This window comes from Halopseudomonas xinjiangensis (assembly GCF_900104945.1).
GTDB classification, from domain to species: Bacteria; Pseudomonadota; Gammaproteobacteria; order Pseudomonadales; family Pseudomonadaceae; genus Halopseudomonas; species Halopseudomonas xinjiangensis.
Genome location: NZ_LT629736.1, coordinates 812,305 through 829,208 on the forward strand (window position 1 = coordinate 812,305; position 16,904 = coordinate 829,208).

The window sequence follows — 16,904 nt, forward strand, 5'->3', positions numbered from 1 at the left end:
GGAGTGTTTCGTGGCAAACACCTACGACGCGGTAATTATTGGAGCCGGGTTCACCGGTCTCACAGCTGCCTTCGCGTTATCCAAGCAAGGCAAGAAAGTATGCGTACTTGAAGCCGATGACAGGCCTGGCGGCCTCGGTGGAACCTTTGAATTCGCCGATGGGGTGACGCTCGAGAAGTTCTATCATCATTGGTTCAACAATGATGTATACGTGCCGGAGTTGGTCAAGGAGCTAGGGCTCGAGGGCGACATCATTACGTTACCGTCGCGTACCGGGATGTACTTCAACGGCAGGATGTGGAAGCTGTCCACGCCGCTAGATCTCTTGCGCTTCACGGCGCTGTCCTTCGTTGATCGCATACGGTTGGGCCTGCTGGTGTTCCAGGTTCGACGCATCAAGGACTGGAGAGCGATTGAGCACCTGTCGATTCGCGAGTGGTTGGAGCCTCTTTGCGGTAAGCGCGTATACAAGGTTGTATGGGAGCCGCTGATCGACTCGAAGTTTTCCGTCTACGCCGAAGCGGTTAACGCTGTCTGGATGTGGAAGAAGCTGGTTTTGCGCGGAAATACGCGCAACGACAAGGGTGGTGAGGAGCTGGCCTACTTCAAGGGAGGCTTTGGTAGGCTCGCGCAGGCAATGGCTGACGCTATCACGACGAACGGAGGGGTGGTCCGGTACTGTGAAGAGGTGGTTAAGGTAGAGCCGGACGGCAAACAACTGCGTGCAGTACAACTGGCGACAGGAGAGCGGGTGGAAGCAGAACAGTTTCTGTTCACGCCGGCTTTTCCGCTCATCGCCCGGATGTTCGAGGGTGCTGCCGATGAGACATGGCTCAAGTCGCTGCGCCGGGTGAAGTATCTGGGTAACATGTGTCTTGTACTTCGCCTCAAGCGGAGCCTATCCCAAACGTATTGGCTCAACGTCAACGATCCAGGGTTCCCCTTTGTGGGAGTCATCGAGCATACCAACTTCGACGCACCGGAAAATTACGCTGGCTCGCATATCGCCTTCCTTTCCCGTTATCTGGCAGTCGAGGATCCGGTCTGGTCGTATTCCGACGAACAATATGTCGATTTTGCTTTGGAGCATTTGCAGCGGATGTTCCCCGAAATGGACCGCAGCTGGATCATCGAGCACCGTGTTTGGCGAGCCGAGTATGCACAACCTGTGACCGAGCGCGGGTATTCGGAATATGTGCCTGGGCAGGAGACTCCGTTCGATAACGCATTCATTTCCACTATGGCGCAAATCTATCCCGAGGATCGAGGGACGAACTACGCTATCCGGGAAGGGCGCGCCATTTCGAAACGACTAGTGGAGCAGAAGAAGGTAAGCCGGTAAATGCGCGTTCCCAAGGAAAGGGCGCTCACTATACTCGCGCTGGCATTCGCTTTTGCCGGCGCCTGTGTGTTTCTGCTCCGCGTACATATAGGGCTTTCGCTTCTCGAATTTGGTGATGAGGCGGAAAAATACGTTGCCGCCCAGCTGATTGTCGCCGGAAAGAAGCTCTATCTAGATATTTTCGCGCACCACGGTCCGGTGCCGTACATGCTGTCGCATTGGTACGCTGTGCTCTACAGCGATAGCGACTTCACTTATGCCCGGGTCATCGTCATCGCTCTGGCGCTAATGGCGGCGTTCTCGATTTTCGTCTCCCCAGCGTTCCGGAGTTGGTCGGCCAGGGGCTGGGCGACCGGCTCGTTTTTGCTGATCATCTCTTCCATATGGGTGTTGAGCAGCATTCAGATGCTGCTTTACCAGCAAATCACGGCATTCCTGGCACTGGTCGCGGTGTTCCAGCTTCTCTTGCCTACGATGATGGGCCGGGTTCCGACTCGTGTGGGTAGCTGCGCGGCAGGGGCGGCGGTTACGTTGGCGTGCTTCGCTTCGTACGCAGTGGGCCCCGCAGTGGTATGTCTCGTTCTCGGTGCGTTCGTCCCGCTGATAAAAAATCACGCGGTTTTGAAACGAGTGCTGCTCCCGTTCCTTTTGGGCGTTCTGATCTCCCTCGCTGTGGTCTTGATCTGGATGTTCTCCTACGGCGATTTGACAGGTTACTTCGCCTATCATTTTTACTTCAACCAGGTCATCTATTCGAAGTTTATTGATGTGTCTCTGGGCGATATGAAGGATCTTTTTGCATTCGAACTGAAACCCATCTCATATACGCAGGATCTTTCGGTTGTATGGTTGTTGGCGGCGGCTGCGCTATTGAGTGTTGTTGTCATGCGAAGCAGTACTCAGTTGAAGGCTTTCAAGCTGCTCGCTGTGCTGCTGACCATCTTCTTTGCCTTGTTGCTTAACCCCCGTGGCAAATATGGATTTCACGGCACTGCATTTGTCTTGGCCAACTGCGCTCTTTTCATCGCGGCCATCGCCCTGTTGATAGATCGTGCCTTCGTGAGCTGGAACTTGCGACGACAGGCGTTCTGGGTGGCCGTGCTAGCCATTTCAGTCATTGGAATGGAAGCTGTCAGCCGCATCTCCATCTCTTCGCCGCACGGTATTCTCAAGCGCGATCTCGCTTCGAACCGGGTGACTTTGAGACCTCCGCCAGGCGGTGAGCTCGGGTTCGTACGCTCGATCACTGAAAAAAACGGCGACCTGTTGGCGTTGGTATTCAACCCGAGCGTTTATCTGCTGACCGATAGGAGACCGGCCTCCGGCCATTATTATTATCTCCCTTGGCAGGCTGCGTATAAGCGCAACCCGATCCTGGGACACAATATTGATATCTGCGCTGATATCGCTAACAACTCGCCAGCCGTCATCTGGTTCCATGATTGGAAAGTGTGGGATCAATATGCAATTGCTGACTATGAGCCATGCGTACCTCAGCTGCTCAGCGAACGGTATGCTCCGTTGCAACCTGACGGTCATTGGTACCTACGCAAAGACATCCACGCGCAGGAGCGGTGGGTACCGCCGACTGCGGCCACTGTGCTGCAGCCAAGCCAGCCGCTGGCACCGGGCAATAACATCGAGGTTATTTTCCCGGACCGTCACGTTTCGGAGGGTGCAGCCCTGCAACGGGTAGGGGTTCTGTTCGGCACCTATGCCAATACTGGTAGGGGCAAAGCCGAGCTGCGGCTGGAAGGCCCTGGGGCGGATGCATATCACGCCGAGTTCGATCTGGCTCAGCTTGACGATAACCAGTATCGCTTTTTCGATGTGAACGGTGGCCACTTTGATCGCGGCACCATTGAAGCGGTTTCTGGTGGCGGTGTAAGCAGCTGGGAAAACCACAGCCAAGCGGAAGCCGTCCTCACGTGCGTGGCGCTCGACTATGTCGACGGAACTCGGCGAGTGACAGCTGGCTGTCCGTTTCACTGAGGAGCGGGTCGCTCTCTACCAGCTCCGGACGTATAAGCTGGTAGGGAGGTGGGGCTGTCGCAATCGAGCTGAGCGGGTCATGCCCGAACAGTTCGAGCCGCGCTATTCGACTGTAACCGACTTCGCCAGGTTGCGCGGCTTATCCACATCAGTGCCCTTCACCAACGCTACGTGATAGCTCAACAACTGAAGTGGAATGGTATAGAGAATTGGCGATATGCAATCCTCCACCCATGGCAGCGTAATAGTCTGCGCCGTGCCTTCCTCGGCGTGCTCGACCCTCTCGCAGGCAAACGTAATCAACTGTCCGCCACGCGCACGAACTTCTTCCAGGTTGGATTTGAGCTTCTCCAGCAGACTGCCGCTGGGTGCGACGCTGACGACGGGCATGTTCTCATCGACTAACGCTAACGGTCCATGCTTCAGCTCGCCAGCGGCGTACGCCTCAGCGTGAATGTACGAGATTTCCTTGAGCTTGAGCGCACCTTCCATGGCAATCGGGAAGTGCGTACCGCGCCCGAGAAAGAGTGCGTGATGTTTATTGGCGAAGCGCTCGGCAAGTTCGGCAATGCGTGTGTCGAGCTGCAACGCCTGCTCGACCATGCCGGGGAGCGATTTCAGCGCATTGATGTTGGTGATGATTTGCTGCTTGTCTCCACCGCGAGCCTGTATCAGAGCAGTGGTTAACCAAAGCAGGGCGACCAGCTGGGTGGTGAACGCCTTGGTCGAGGCGACGCCGATTTCCGGGCCGGCATGGGTCAGCAGCCGCCAGTTTGCCTCCCGCACAAGTGAGCTGCCCGCGACGTTACACAAAGCCAGTGTCGCCAGGTAACCCTGATCCTTGGCAAAGCGCAGGGCGGCCAGGGTGTCGGCGGTCTCGCCGGACTGGGAGATGGTGATCAGAAGCGTGTTTTTCGGCACGACTACGGTGCGGTAGCGATACTCACTGGCCACTTCCACCTGGCAGGTGATGCCGACCTGTGCCTCAATCCAGTAACGGGCCACGAGACCGGCATGGAAGCTCGTGCCGCAGGCGACAATGTGGACGTGTTCGATGTCGGCCAGGCGCGTCTCGGCTTCCGGGCCAAGCAGGGCGGTGAGAACGTGGTCGTCGCCCAGGGTGCCGGCCAGGGTCTGAGTAATGGCTTCGGGCTGCTCGTAGATTTCCTTGAGCATGAAGTGGCGATACTCGCCCTTGTCCAGGCTATGGGCTGCATGCTCGTAGCGCTTCACCGGCCGCTCGACCGCTTCATGCTTGATGTTCCATATGTCGCACTGCTCGCGGCTGACCCGAGCGTAATCGCCTTCTTCCAGGTAGCGGAAGCAGTCGGTTACCTGCAACAGGGCAAGCGGGTCTGAGGCGATGTAGTGCTCTTCGACGCCCTCGCCAATGACCAGCGGGCTGCCCATGCGGGAGCAATACAGGGTTTCCGGCTCGTCTTCGTGAATCACGGCGAGCGCATAAGCGCCGTGGATTTCACCGAGCGTTTGGCGGAATGCCTCGAGCAGGTCCTTGCTTTGACCGTAGTGATAAGCGAGCAAATGGGCGACGACTTCGGTGTCGGTTTCCGAAGTGAAGGCGTAGCCAAGCTCCTTGAGCTTCTTTCGCAGCGGCGCGTGGTTTTCGATGATGCCGTTGTGAACGACGGCCAGGCCATCGGAAATGTGCGGATGCGCGTTGTGTTCAGCTGGTTTGCCATGCGTCGCCCAGCGAGTGTGGGCAATGCCCAGGTGGCCGAGCGCTGGCGTTTCGCTCAGGCTCTTTTCCAGCTCGATTACCTTGCCGACGGCGCGAACGCGCTGAATGCTGTGATCGTCATTCATCACCGCCACCCCGGCCGAGTCGTAGCCGCGGTATTCGAGGCGCCGCAGGCCTTCAATCAGGATGGGAGTGATATTACGTTGAGCGATGGCGCCGACGATTCCGCACATGGGGTGTCCTTGGGGCGAGCTGCAAAAGGGCGAAGTTTAGCATCGCGCTATAGGACAAGGTAGCGCCGGTGGGATTGGTCGGCCTGGTCCGTCATCCGGCGGTTACGGATATTGTCGGCGAGTCTGCTTTCGCGCCCGGGTGCGCTCCTGCAATGTTCATGTAGGAGCGCACCCGAGCGCGAACAAATGCGTTCATCACGACCGACTGAGATTTGCTGGGCTACCGCTTGGCAAAGCGCTCCACCAAAGCCGTCTGTTGCCTGGCGGTTGCTGCCAGCTCAATACCCACATCCGCGCTGCGTGCAGCCTGAGAGGCGGTGCTGTCCGACAGGCCGGCAATATTCACCACGTTACGGTTGATCTCGTCGGCCACTGCGCTCTGCTCTTCTGCCGCAGCAGCGATTTGGCCGGTCATCTCATTGATTTGGTCGATGGCGGTGCGAATGCCGTCGAGCGCCTCGTCCGCTTCGACGACGCGGCTAACACCGATCTCGGCCTGCTCGTGGCCGGAATGCATGGTCGTTACGGCGCGCGCGGCGGCCGTCTGTAGATTCTCGATCAGCTTGTGAATCTCTTCGGTCGAACTGGCGGTACGACTGGCCAGCGCGCGGACTTCATCAGCCACCACGGCAAAGCCGCGGCCCTGTTCGCCGGCGCGTGCCGCTTCGATCGCCGCATTGAGTGCCAGCAGGTTGGTTTGTTCGGCAATACCCTTGATTACGTCCACGACACTGCCGATCTCCCTCGCATCGAGCGATAGTTGATTGGAAACGTTGGCGGCGGAGCGAACGGATTCGGACAGCACTTCGATAGCATCCCGCGCCTGGCTGGCTACCTGCTTTCCACGCGTTGCCAGTGCACTCGCTTCGCGGGTCGCATCGGCAGTGCGCTGGACGTTGCCGGATACTTCCTGGGTGGCTGCAGCCATCTCGTTGATGGCGGTGGCGACCATATCGGTCTCCTGGCGCTGGCGCGACAGGCCGTCGCTGCTGCTGCGCGCCAGCTGGCTGGATTCCTCCGCTTGCTTACGCAGACCCTCGGTACTGTCCATGACGCGGGTCAGGCACGTGCGCAAGCGTGCCTGCTGGCTGTGCATGGCCATTTCCAGCTGGCCGAGCACGCCGCGATGGGGTGTGTACATGGTCGCTAGCAGCGGATCGATGATCGCATCGTCTGCAGCGCCGATGGCGCGCTGCATGCGGTTATCTCCGATCTGCTTGTAGACCCACGCCGCTGGGATGCTGGCTGCGCACGCGACAGCCGCGCCCATGCCGCCAAAGGCGATCGTCAGGCCGCCGCCGATTGCCGCAGCGGAGATGCCAAACGCGGCCGGCAACACTATCCCAGCCCAGTCGGTAGTATGCGCTGAGCGGCCTTCATTCAATCGACGGTACAACGCCTCGGCGCGCTCGACCTGGGCCGCGGTGGTACGCACGCGCACCGATTCGTACCCGGTAACCTGACCGTTTTCCCAGATGGGCGTGGCGTAAGCGTTGACCCAGTAGTGGTCACCATTCTTGCAGCGGTTCTTGACGATGCCCATCCAGCTGCGGCCGTCTTTCAGGTCCGTCCACATATGCGCAAATACCGCTGCCGGCGTGTCAGGGTGACGTACCAGGTTGTGAGGGCTGCCGATCAGCTCCTCACGGGTGAATCCGCTGATATCGACGAAGGCATCATTGCAGTAGACGATCTGACCCTTCAGATTGGTTGCAGAAATGAGGCGTTGCTCGGGCTTGAAGGTACGTTCACGTTGAGTGATCGGGAGATTGTTGCGCATTGAAATCCTGGTCTGGAAAAAGGCGGGAGCGGAGAGCGGTATTTTGTTGTCTATGATGACTGTATCGCCCGAGCACGCAGAGGCTTTAGCTTCTGTTACGAAAGTATTAAACACACTGTTTCGAAGTTCGCTTCAATCCGGCGCACGCCGTCGGCATACGAGAAAGGAGAGTCGCAGATGTCCCAAGGCAATAGTCTGGATACGCTGAGCACGCTGCAGGTGGGGGAGACGACCTACCACTACCATTCATTGCCGAAGGCGGCCGAGAAACTCGGCAACATCGATAGGCTGCCCGTATCGCTCAAAGTGCTGCTGGAGAATCTGCTGCGCCACGAGGACGGCGTGACCGTCACGCGAGACGATATCCAGGCGATGGCCGACTGGTTGAAGACGCGCTCGTCCGACCGGGAAATCCAGTACCGACCTGCGCGTGTCCTGATGCAGGACTTCACCGGCGTTCCGGCGGTGGTCGACCTGGCTGCGATGCGCGACGCCATGGCCAAGGCCGGTGGCGATCCGCAGCGCATCAATCCGCTGTCACCCGTGGATCTGGTCATCGACCACTCGGTGATGGTGGATCGCTTCGGCTATGACGATGCCTATGAAGACAACGTCGATATCGAGATGAAGCGCAATGGCGAGCGCTACGAATTTCTGCGCTGGGGTCAGAAAGCCTTCAATAATTTCCGCGTGGTGCCGCCGGGCACGGGCATCTGCCACCAAGTGAACCTGGAATACCTGTCGCAGAGCGTCTGGGCTTCCGAAAAGGATGGCAAAACCTGGGCCTACCCGGACACGCTGGTAGGTACCGATTCACACACCACCATGGTCAACGGCCTGGGTGTGCTGGGCTGGGGCGTCGGCGGCATCGAAGCAGAGGCAGCCATGCTCGGCCAGCCGGTATCGATGCTGATTCCGGAAGTCATCGGCTTCAAAATGACTGGCAAGCTGCCCGAAGGCATCACGGCCACTGACCTGGTACTGACCGTCACCCAGATGCTGCGAGCGAAGGGCGTAGTCGGCAAGTTCGTGGAATTCTACGGCGACGGTCTAGCCGATCTGCCGTTGGCCGACCGCGCGACCATCGGCAACATGGCGCCGGAATACGGCGCCACCTGCGGCTTCTTCCCCATCGACGAAATCTCTCTGGGTTACCTGCGCATGACCGGGCGCCCGGATGAAGTGATCGATCGTGTCGAAGCCTACTGCAAGGCGCAGGGCATGTGGCGGGAACAGGGCATGGAGCCGGAGTTTACCGACAAGCTGGAACTCGACCTCAGCGAAGTCGAAACGAGCCTGGCCGGACCCCGGCGCCCACAGGATCGCGTTTCGCTGGGCGGCGTAAGCAAGGCGTTCCAGGAGCTGATGGATCTGCACCCGGCGCCGCGCGACCAGAATCAGGTCGAAGAGGACGGCGAAGGCATGGGCCGTGGCCAGGCCAAGGTCAGCATGAACGGTGAAGAGTTCACGCTGGAGCACGGCGCGGTGGTCATTGCTGCGATCACCTCGTGCACCAACACGTCCAACCCGAACGTGATGATGGCGGCAGGCCTGGTGGCGAAGAAGGCGGCGGAGCTGGGATTGCAGCGCAAGCCGTGGGTGAAATCTTCGCTGGCGCCGGGATCCAAGGTGGTGACCGATTACCTGGACCGTGCCGGCCTCACGCAGTATCTCGATCGGTTGGGCTTCAACCTGGTCGGTTACGGTTGCACCACCTGCATCGGTAACTCCGGCCCGCTGCCTGACGAGATTGCCCAGGCCGTCACAGACCATGATCTGGCCGTATCGTCGGTATTGTCGGGTAACCGTAACTTCGAAGGTCGCGTACATCCGCAGGTTCGCGCCAACTGGCTGGCTTCGCCGCCGCTGGTAGTGGCATACGCGTTGGCCGGCAACGCCCGGATGAACCTGCTGGCTGAACCGCTGGGGCACGACAGCAACAATCGCCCAGTCTTTCTCAAGGACATCTGGCCCAGCAATGCCGAGATCGCCGAGGCGGTCGCGCAGGTCGATGGCAGCATGTTCCGCAAGCGCTACGCCGACGTGTTCAGTGGCGACGAGCACTGGCAGTCTATCCGCGTCACGGAAAGCGATACCTACGCCTGGAACAACGAGTCGAGCTACGTGCAAAACCCGCCGTACTTCGAAACTATCGATCAGCCGCTGCAGCCGCTGAAGCCGATCCAGGGCGCGCGTGTGCTGGCGGTCTTTGGTGACTCGATCACTACAGACCACATCTCCCCGGCAGGTAACATCAAGGCCTCGTCTCCGGCGGGTCGCTATCTGCAGAGCCTGGGCGTCAGCCCCGAGGACTTCAACTCGTACGGCTCGCGCCGCGGCAACCACGAGGTGATGATGCGCGGCACCTTCGCCAACATCCGCATTCGCAACCGGATGCTCGGAGGCGAAGAGGGCGGCGAGACAATCCATGCGAGCAGTGGCGAGCGCATGTCGATCTACGATGCGGCCATGCGTTATCAGAGCGAAGGCACACCATTGGTGGTGCTGGCCGGCAAGGAATACGGTACCGGCTCGAGCCGTGACTGGGCAGCCAAGGGAACCAACCTGCTGGGCGTGAAAGCGGTCATCGCTGAGAGTTTCGAGCGTATCCACCGCTCGAATCTGGTCGGCATGGGCGTGCTTCCGCTGCAGTTCGTCAACGGTGAGAGCGTCGAATCGCTGGGAATCGATGGGTACGAAACGCTGGACGTGCAGGGTATCGACGACAACCTGGTGCCTGGCCAGACGCTGAAAGTCGTCGGCAAGCGCAAGGATGGCGGCGACATTCAGTTCGACGTTCTGTGCCGTATCGACACCCGCAACGAGATCGACTACTTCAAGGCCGGCGGGATTCTGCACTTCGTGTTGCGAGACATGAACAGCAAGGGCTGAAAAGACGGACCAGGCAGGCGTCTGCCTGCCTGGTCACGGGCGCCGCGATGGCGGACTCGCCTGAGTTGGCCGCTCCCCTGATTATGGTTGTTCCGACTTGTCTGCAACGGCGCGCTCGGGCTCGACGATTACCGGTTCGATCTTGTATAGCCCGTTATCGATATCCGATCCGAAATAGATAACCCCGTTGGCGTCGACCGCGACGCCCGTGGGAATACCACTTGGCGGCATTCCGGGCCCGGTGGGTAAGCCTATCGGCAGGTCCTCAGCCAGCACTTCGCGCTCCCCACCTTCGAGATCAAGCACCGAAAGCCTGCGTTCGGCGGTTTCCGCGATGACGAAATCGCCGTTTTGCAGCTGTGCCAACCCCTCTGGCATTGCCAGATCCTTGGCCACGCGAGTCAGCTCGCCAGTCTTCGGATTGACCCGGGTGAGAAACCCGGCTGCCTCGGTCAGGTAGATGTTCTCGTCCTGGCCCATGATCATCTGCACCGGCCCGTGCAATCCCTCGGTAAGGTCAGTGCGCTGGTCGTATTTCTCGCCGCTTAACTTAACCAGTTTGCCGCTGGCCATCTCGCTGACGACGATGCTTCCATCGGGCAGCTCAACCGCCGCGCTTGGTGCGTTCAGGCCGTGCACCAACGCGCGGGTTTCATGCGTTTTCTCGTCGATGATCTGCAATGTTCCCGTCGAGGTGCTGGTCAGCAGGAAACGACCCTGCCCGGACGCTACGGAGGAGGGATACTCCAGATCTGAGCCATGGGCGCGGCGAATATCGGTGACCTGGCCGTTATCGGTATTGATCGAGCGAAAGGCAAAGATGTCGGCGATATACAGGGTCTTGCCATCCTCGTTGATGGTCAGGCCTGCCGGCACCGCCAGTTCACCTTTGGTGATCACCCGTGTCTTGCCGGAGGAAGGGTTGACCATCTCGATGGAATTGTCAGCCATGTTCGAGACGAAGATGCGGTCGTCCTTGTCGATGGCAAGGTTATCAAGCGAGGTATCCAGCGTCGCGACCACGTTGGTTTCGCCTGTCGCAACATCGACGCGGTTGAGCGTACCGGCGTGCGTGTCCAATACGTACAGGTTGCCCTTGGAATCGAAGTTGACCGCCGCCGGCGTGTCGAAGCCTTCGGCAATCACCTGCGTTTGCCCATCGGCCGGATTGAGCTTGACGACCTGGCCCTTGAACCACAGAGGCCCATACAGCCAACCGTCTGAGCCCACTTCGAAACCATTGAACCCGCCCAGGTCCTCGGCTATCTGCCGCGGCTCGCTGTCGCCAGTGAGATCGATCTCCCACACTGCATCGCCGAGAAAAACCTGGCTTGCATAGAGCTTGCCGGTGTCCTGATCGAACGCGATTGAGTTGATGCCCGGCAGTCCTTCCGCCAGAACCTTGATGGGGGCGTCATCGTTTTCGCGGTAGAACACCTTGCCCAGGTAAAAGCCGGTCCACGCCATTTCGCCATTCGGCCCGATAGCGATGTCGTCTGCCTGGCCTTCGGGCGGTCCGATGAAGGTCGTCACGTCACCGCTCTCGATATCCACCTGATACATCGTCGCGCTGACGACGCTGCCTGCTAGCAGCCGCCCCTGTTGATCCATGGCCAGGCCATGCACACCCTTGAACGCGGACGGGGCGACCAGCGCCTGGGGAGGTTGATAGGTGTTGTCGGCAAACGCAGGCGCGCCGATGAACGCGGCAAGCAATGCGAGGGGAAAAACGGGTTTCATGGTCGAATCCTTCTTGTTGTTATCGGGAATGTTCGGATGGTTTTGATTCTAGCGAACCATATTGATTTGGCAGCCTCAATCGAGCCGCGTTATGACCTTACATGCATCTTCGTCAGCAACGCGATTCACCGCTTCAGCTATCGAACAGGTCCAGCGTGTGCGGTGCAGGTCGGCACGGCTCAATCAGATGCGGACCGTCGTTGCGCACGTTGCCCACCGCGGTGTCGACCGCGTGCCACGTGAAAGCATCGGCTGGTGTCGCATGATGTCGCGCCAGTTCCTGGGCTTGCTCGGCAGGCAGATCCGGGTCGAGCCATTGGCGCGCCACCTTTGCGGGTAGCGCCACTGGCCTGCGATCATGAATGTCAAGCATCCCACCTTCGCTGTCGGCAGTGATGATGGCAAAGCCTCTCTCTTGAGGTATCGCTTCGCACGGGCCCCTCGGGAAGCGGCCGATTGCGGCGAGAAACATGGGATCGGTGCCTGGCAGATGAATGAAATATGGTTGGCGGCTTCGCGCTGCGTCGGAATCACCTACCCATTCGAACCAGCCATCGACCGGAACCAGACAGCGCCCACTGGCCCAGACGTCCTGCCAGTACTTGCTGGTCGCAGCTGTTTCTAGGCGAGCGTTGATAGCAGGCGTTCTGTCTACGGCCCACAGTGGCGCGTAGCCCCAGCGCATCGCACTGAAGCGTAGCCCATCGTCATCCTGATGCAGCACGCTGATGTTAGTCTGGGGTGCCACGTTGTAGCGATCGCTATCCTCGCTACCAACCGGACCCGGCACCGGCAGCTGGCTCTTGAGCCATTTCAGGTATTTTTCTTCGGATCGAAAGTGGGCGATGCGACCGCACATCTGCCTTCCCCTGTGTATCTACCTTGCCCCAGCCTAGTTCAAACTCGACAGTCACGTCCCGGCGTCGTCTTGCCGACCTGAAGTGACGGGGATAGACTCGACGAAACGTGACATGGCGGCTGGCCCGACGGGTGGCCGATCAGCGTGGGCGTCAGCGCCCCGGCACCCTCCATCAAGGCGTGAAGTCGATTGCCGTATATCAATAACGAAACGCAGCGAAACTTCGAGCTTTACTATAACCATCGCTTCCTCAATCGAATCCGCTGGGCGCAGATTGCGGCGATATTGCTCGTAGTGCTGTTCGCCATACTCGACGTGCTCTCGCTGCCCTCTCATGTCTGGCACCAGACGCTGATGATCAGGTTTTTCATCATCCTGCCGGTCTTCGTTCTGGTATGGCGGGCCTCGTTCATCGAAGCGCTACATCAAAGACTCCAGTGGGTAATCACTGCGGCGGCGGTGATCGCTGGGCTGGCGATAGTGGGCATTCTGTGGGTGGCGAGACGGGAGCAGACCCCGCTTCCTTATGAAGGCATCATCCTGGTCACGATTTTCTTCTATTTCCTTGTCGGGCTTCGTTATCGCGGCGCGATGGTGTGCGGTTGGCTCACCTGTGTGGCGTACATCGTCATGGAGGCCCAGGCAGGGCTGAGCGGCGAGCAGTTGTTGTACAACTCGATGTTCCTGATCTCCGCTAACGTCATCGGCTCCGTTGGTTGCTATTTTCTCGACTCCGCCACCCGGCAGGGTTTTCTGGCCGAACAGGCTCTGCGCAATCTGGCCGAGCGCGATCCGCTGACCGGCCTGTTCAATCGCCGTGCGTTCGACGAGCGCGCCGAGCGATCTCTCCGTCAGGCCGTGCGCGAGCGCAGCCCGATTGCGGTAGCGATGATCGATATCGATTTCTTCAAGGCTTACAACGACCATTACGGTCACGCGGAAGGTGATGAGGCGCTAAGCCAGGTCGGCGAAGTGATACGCCGCAACGTGCAGCGGCCGCTCGATCTTGCCGCGCGCTACGGTGGTGAGGAGTTTATCGTCCTCTGGTACGGGCTAAGCGAAGCCGACGCGCTGGTTATGCTTGAAACCATACGTCGCGACGTAGAGGAACTCGGGATTGCCCATGCGCGTTCCGATGTCGCAGACGTCATCACATTGAGTGCGGGAGTGGTCGGCTTTGTGCCGGATGGCGTGGAAGACTTGAGGCAAAGCCTGCGCAGCGCCGATCAGGCGCTGTATCAGTCCAAGCAGAGCGGGCGCAACCGGGTACAGGGTGCAGACACCGAAGCCAGCGGCTTTGCGCGCTAGCGTAATGCTGCGTCGGCCGTCAGTTGCTTTTCAGCCAGTCCCACAAACCCAGTGAAGTATTCGGTAGAAGGTTAATCCCCAGCGCAGACTTGAGTACGTAAAGCACCAGCAGACCGACCAGAACCGAAAACAGCAAAAACCCCAGCAGTGAAAGCGCGCCGACCAGCCGGGAAATTCTCTCTTCGCTACGCGTGAGCTCGCGTCGGTTGCGACCAATCAGCAACACAAAGTAGTACCGCCAGCGCCAGAGGTTGAGCGTACCGCGCAAATCCACCGGGTGGCGCCCCCAGCGGCGAGCACCGAACGCTACCTTTAACGCCTGCAGTTGCTGCTCGCTGAAAGACTCTCTGACATCGTCGGGCAAGCGGTCTTTTAATCCTTTGGCGAACCAGTCCTCGCGAGACGGGCTGTGACGTGAATCCTGTTTGCTCAACGGGTTGGTCTCTAAGGGCATTGCGGTTGCGGAAAGCTGGGGTCGTGCTGGCAGGCATTGCTGCGAGATTGACTGACCGACAGCGAAGCGCGACATGGTATCGCGCCCGGGTCGCAAGCCCAAGCTCAAGCGTCGCCTTCCGACGGCGAGCCCGAGAGCAACCTCTGCGTTTATAGCGCGATGTGTCCCTCAATGCAGGTCACTGCCTCACCGCCAATCTGAATGCGCCGTTCCTCGATGGTGATGTCGATCAGACCCGCCCGGCCGAGGGCGGCACCTTGGGAGGACACGAATCTGGAGCCAAAGTGAGCTGTTTGACCAGTTGCCCGGATGAAAGCAGCCAGGCAACCATTGCCGCTACCGCAGACCGGATCCTCCTCGATGCCGGTGGCAGGGCCGAAGGCACGGGTTTCGACGCGGGCCGGTGAGCTTTCAGGATACTCACCGAAGATCACCACGCCGGTAGCCTGCGCCTTGATGTCCTGTTCTCGCATCCGCAGAAAGTCCGGCTTGCAAGCCAGCACCGCTTCCGCCGAAGGTAATTGGGCAACGATCCAGCGCGCACCGACATCGATCAAGCGCGGAGCGGCCTCGCGAACGATGGGCGTATCGAGGAGCTCTTCGAGTTCGTCGATCTGCGACGGGTTGAATGCGGTGAACGCCGGCTCCGGCAGTTCGAAGGCAATGGAACATGGAGTGCCTGATTCCGAAACGTTCAATGCGACCAGCCCTGCCGCACACTCCTGTACCAGACGGCCATCACGCGCCCGGATCCGACCAGCCTCGAGCAGCGCGTGCGCCGTGCCGATCGTCGGATGTCCTGCAAAGGGCAGCTCGGAGACTGTGGTGAAAATGCGCACCTTGTAATCCGCATCCGAGGTAGTGGCAGGGAGCACGAAGGTAGTCTCGGACAGGTTGGTCCAGTTCGCTATCTGTTGCATCTGGGTGTCGGACAGACCCTCTGCGTCGAGCACCACCGCTACGGGATTGCCTTTGAACGGCGTGTGGGTGAAAACATCAACCTGTTTGAACGGGACGCGGCGCATGGGGTGATCTCCTTATGATTCGCTGATGCTACCGGCCTGTCGCCCAACGATACAGAGACAGTGGCGAGCGGGTACGTCGGAACAGTTGGTCGGACAAGGTCGTTGAGCGTTGGTCACCTGGTTGTCTCCACGCGCACAGCAAAAAGCCTAAACCCTTCGCGGTCATGCCCGCTCCTACAAAGGACTGGCTGGTTTTGATGTAGGAGCGCACCTGGGCGCGAAAGCGGAGCCCGAAGCCCGTCGCGGTCATGCCCGCTCCTACAGGTTTCGTTCGGCAGGATTCAATCCGCACCTCCGATGCTGCGCCTGGTATCTATACTCCTTCTTGTTTTCCGCCAAGCCGTTCATCACCGCACAGGAGTTCTCGCGTTCATGTCCATTCGTACCGCAGTCATCAGTTCAGCGTTGCTATGCGCAAGCATGGTCCAGGCCGACACCCGCCCGACGTACGGGCCGCAGTTGGAAGGTTTCGACTATCCGCACGCCGTCGAGCGCTTCGACTTCACCTCGCAACGGCAGGAATTGTCGATGGCTTACATGGATGTCGCGCCAAGCGGAGAAGCAAATGGCCGGACTGCAGTGTTGCTGCACGGCAAGAACTTCTGCGGCGCTACCTGGGAGCAGACCATCGAGGCCCTGAGCGAGGAAGGCTTCAGGGTGATCGCGCCCGACCAGATCGGATTCTGCAAATCGAGCAAGCCGGAAGGGTATCAGTTCAGCTTCGGTCAGCTCGCCGCCAATACCGCGCAATTGCTCGAACACGAGGGGATTGATGAGGCGATCGTCATCGGTCATTCGATCGGCGGCATGCTCGCGGCGCGCTTCGCTCTGGATCATCCGGAATTGACCGAGCAACTGGTGATGGTGAACCCGATCGGTCTGGAGGACTGGCTCGCCAAGGGCGTTCCGTATGCCCCCATTGACGAGTTATACGAGGGTGAGCTGAAGACAGATTACGAGCGTATCAAGGGCTACCAGACAAAGTTCTATTACAACGGCCAGTGGAAACCGGAATATGACCGTTGGGTGGAGATGCTAGCCGGCATGTACAAGGGCCCGGGCCGTGAAATCGTTGCCTGGAACCAGGCGCAGACTGCTGAAATGCTATTCACCCAGCCGGTAGTTCAGGAGTTTCCCAACATTGATGTTCCCTCCGCCTTGATGATCGGGCAAAAAGACCGCACGGCGCCAGGCGCCAACCGGGCTCCAGAGGAAGTGGCCAAGCAGTTGGGCAACTACCCCGTGCTCGGGCGCGAGGCTGCCGCCGCGATCCCCGAGGCCGAGCTGATCGAGTTCGCCGAACTAGGCCACTCGCCTCAGGTGGAGGCGCCGGAGCAGTTTCATGAGGCGTTGTTGAAGCTGCTTACCGGGGGGAGCGACGAAGCCAAAGCAAACGCTGGATAACCGTCGGCTGACGGGCGGTTCGGCTAGTTGTCGGCGAGTTATTGACGTAGTGGCATGTAATGCCATACTGACATCAAATACGCTGCCGGTCAGTTATGCCGGCGGTCTCATGACCGGGAGATCGCGCCTGTCCGGCCATATTTCTGTCAGCCATTCGAGCCGCTGGGCGCGTCCAA

General features: G+C 59.4%; 11 protein-coding genes. 5 read left to right on the forward strand and 6 right to left on the reverse strand.

Features of this window, described 5'->3' with window-relative positions; all coding sequences use genetic code 11:
• Positions 1-10 precede the first annotated feature (10 nt).
• Both BLT85_RS03685 and BLT85_RS03690 read left to right on the forward strand, forming a co-directional pair.
• Entirely contained in the window at positions 11-1,342 is a 1,332-nt protein-coding gene (locus BLT85_RS03685; RefSeq protein WP_093391881.1) for an NAD(P)/FAD-dependent oxidoreductase, read from the forward strand.
• Positions 1,343-3,334: a hypothetical protein gene (locus tag BLT85_RS03690; protein ID WP_093391882.1), complete on the forward strand. Its 1,992-nt coding sequence runs from the start codon at positions 1,343-1,345 to the stop codon at positions 3,332-3,334.
• Positions 3,335-3,436: 102 nt separating this feature from the next.
• Here BLT85_RS03690 and glmS read toward each other — a convergent pair whose 3' ends face one another.
• Together glmS and BLT85_RS03700 are read right to left on the reverse strand one after the other, a co-directional pair.
• The gene (gene glmS, locus BLT85_RS03695) at positions 3,437-5,266 is read right to left on the reverse strand and encodes a glutamine--fructose-6-phosphate transaminase (isomerizing) (RefSeq protein ID WP_093391883.1); all 1,830 of its coding nucleotides are present in this window, start codon (positions 5,264-5,266) and stop codon (positions 3,437-3,439) included.
• A 220-nt stretch (positions 5,267-5,486) separates the two neighbouring features.
• Positions 5,487-7,046: a methyl-accepting chemotaxis protein gene (locus BLT85_RS03700; protein WP_093391884.1), complete on the reverse strand. Its 1,560-nt coding sequence runs from the start codon at positions 7,044-7,046 to the stop codon at positions 5,487-5,489.
• Positions 7,047-7,223: 177 nt separating this feature from the next.
• Here BLT85_RS03700 and acnA point away from each other — a divergent pair, with 177 nt between their 5' ends.
• Positions 7,224-9,938, forward strand: coding sequence for an aconitate hydratase AcnA (gene acnA, locus BLT85_RS03705; protein ID WP_093391885.1), 2,715 nt, complete (start codon positions 7,224-7,226; stop codon positions 9,936-9,938).
• A gap of 81 nt (positions 9,939-10,019) precedes the next feature.
• On the opposite strand, the gene BLT85_RS03710 is transcribed toward acnA, so the two are convergent.
• Both BLT85_RS03710 and BLT85_RS03715 read right to left on the reverse strand, forming a co-directional pair.
• Positions 10,020-11,678: a Vgb family protein gene (locus BLT85_RS03710; protein WP_093391886.1), complete on the reverse strand. Its 1,659-nt coding sequence runs from the start codon at positions 11,676-11,678 to the stop codon at positions 10,020-10,022.
• Positions 11,679-11,811: 133 nt separating this feature from the next.
• Positions 11,812-12,537 (reverse strand): SOS response-associated peptidase, encoded by a 726-nt coding sequence (locus tag BLT85_RS03715; protein WP_093391887.1) that lies wholly within the window; start codon positions 12,535-12,537, stop codon positions 11,812-11,814.
• Between the two features lie 189 nt (positions 12,538-12,726).
• Here BLT85_RS03715 and BLT85_RS03720 point away from each other — a divergent pair, with 189 nt between their 5' ends.
• A complete protein-coding gene (locus BLT85_RS03720) occupies positions 12,727-13,845 on the forward strand; it encodes a GGDEF domain-containing protein (protein ID WP_093391888.1) in 1,119 nt (372 codons plus the stop codon).
• Positions 13,846-13,864: 19 nt separating this feature from the next.
• Here BLT85_RS03720 and BLT85_RS03725 read toward each other — a convergent pair whose 3' ends face one another.
• Together BLT85_RS03725 and BLT85_RS03730 are read right to left on the reverse strand one after the other, a co-directional pair.
• Positions 13,865-14,299, reverse strand: a complete 435-nt coding sequence (locus BLT85_RS03725; protein WP_093397363.1) for a 3-phosphoshikimate 1-carboxyvinyltransferase — start codon at positions 14,297-14,299, stop codon at positions 13,865-13,867.
• A 149-nt stretch (positions 14,300-14,448) separates the two neighbouring features.
• Positions 14,449-15,324, reverse strand: coding sequence for a PhzF family phenazine biosynthesis protein (locus BLT85_RS03730; protein WP_093391889.1), 876 nt, complete (start codon positions 15,322-15,324; stop codon positions 14,449-14,451).
• Positions 15,325-15,702: 378 nt separating this feature from the next.
• On the opposite strand from BLT85_RS03730, the gene BLT85_RS03735 reads away from it, so the two are divergent.
• Positions 15,703-16,728, forward strand: coding sequence for an alpha/beta fold hydrolase (locus BLT85_RS03735; protein WP_197673883.1), 1,026 nt, complete (start codon positions 15,703-15,705; stop codon positions 16,726-16,728).
• Positions 16,729-16,904: the final 176 nt, after the last annotated feature.

Coding starts and splice junctions, on each gene's coding strand:
- BLT85_RS03690 (WP_093391882.1), top strand. CDS start 1,343: ATGCGCGTTCCCAAGGAAAGGGCGCTCACTATACTCGCGCTGGCATTC.
- glmS (WP_093391883.1), bottom strand. CDS start 5,266: ATGTGCGGAATCGTCGGCGCCATCGCTCAACGTAATATCACTCCCATC.
- BLT85_RS03700 (WP_093391884.1), bottom strand. CDS start 7,046: ATGCGCAACAATCTCCCGATCACTCAACGTGAACGTACCTTCAAGCCC.
- acnA (WP_093391885.1), top strand. CDS start 7,224: ATGTCCCAAGGCAATAGTCTGGATACGCTGAGCACGCTGCAGGTGGGG.
- BLT85_RS03710 (WP_093391886.1), bottom strand. CDS start 11,678: ATGAAACCCGTTTTTCCCCTCGCATTGCTTGCCGCGTTCATCGGCGCG.
- BLT85_RS03715 (WP_093391887.1), bottom strand. CDS start 12,537: ATGTGCGGTCGCATCGCCCACTTTCGATCCGAAGAAAAATACCTGAAA.
- BLT85_RS03725 (WP_093397363.1), bottom strand. CDS start 14,299: ATGCCCTTAGAGACCAACCCGTTGAGCAAACAGGATTCACGTCACAGC.
- BLT85_RS03730 (WP_093391889.1), bottom strand. CDS start 15,324: ATGCGCCGCGTCCCGTTCAAACAGGTTGATGTTTTCACCCACACGCCG.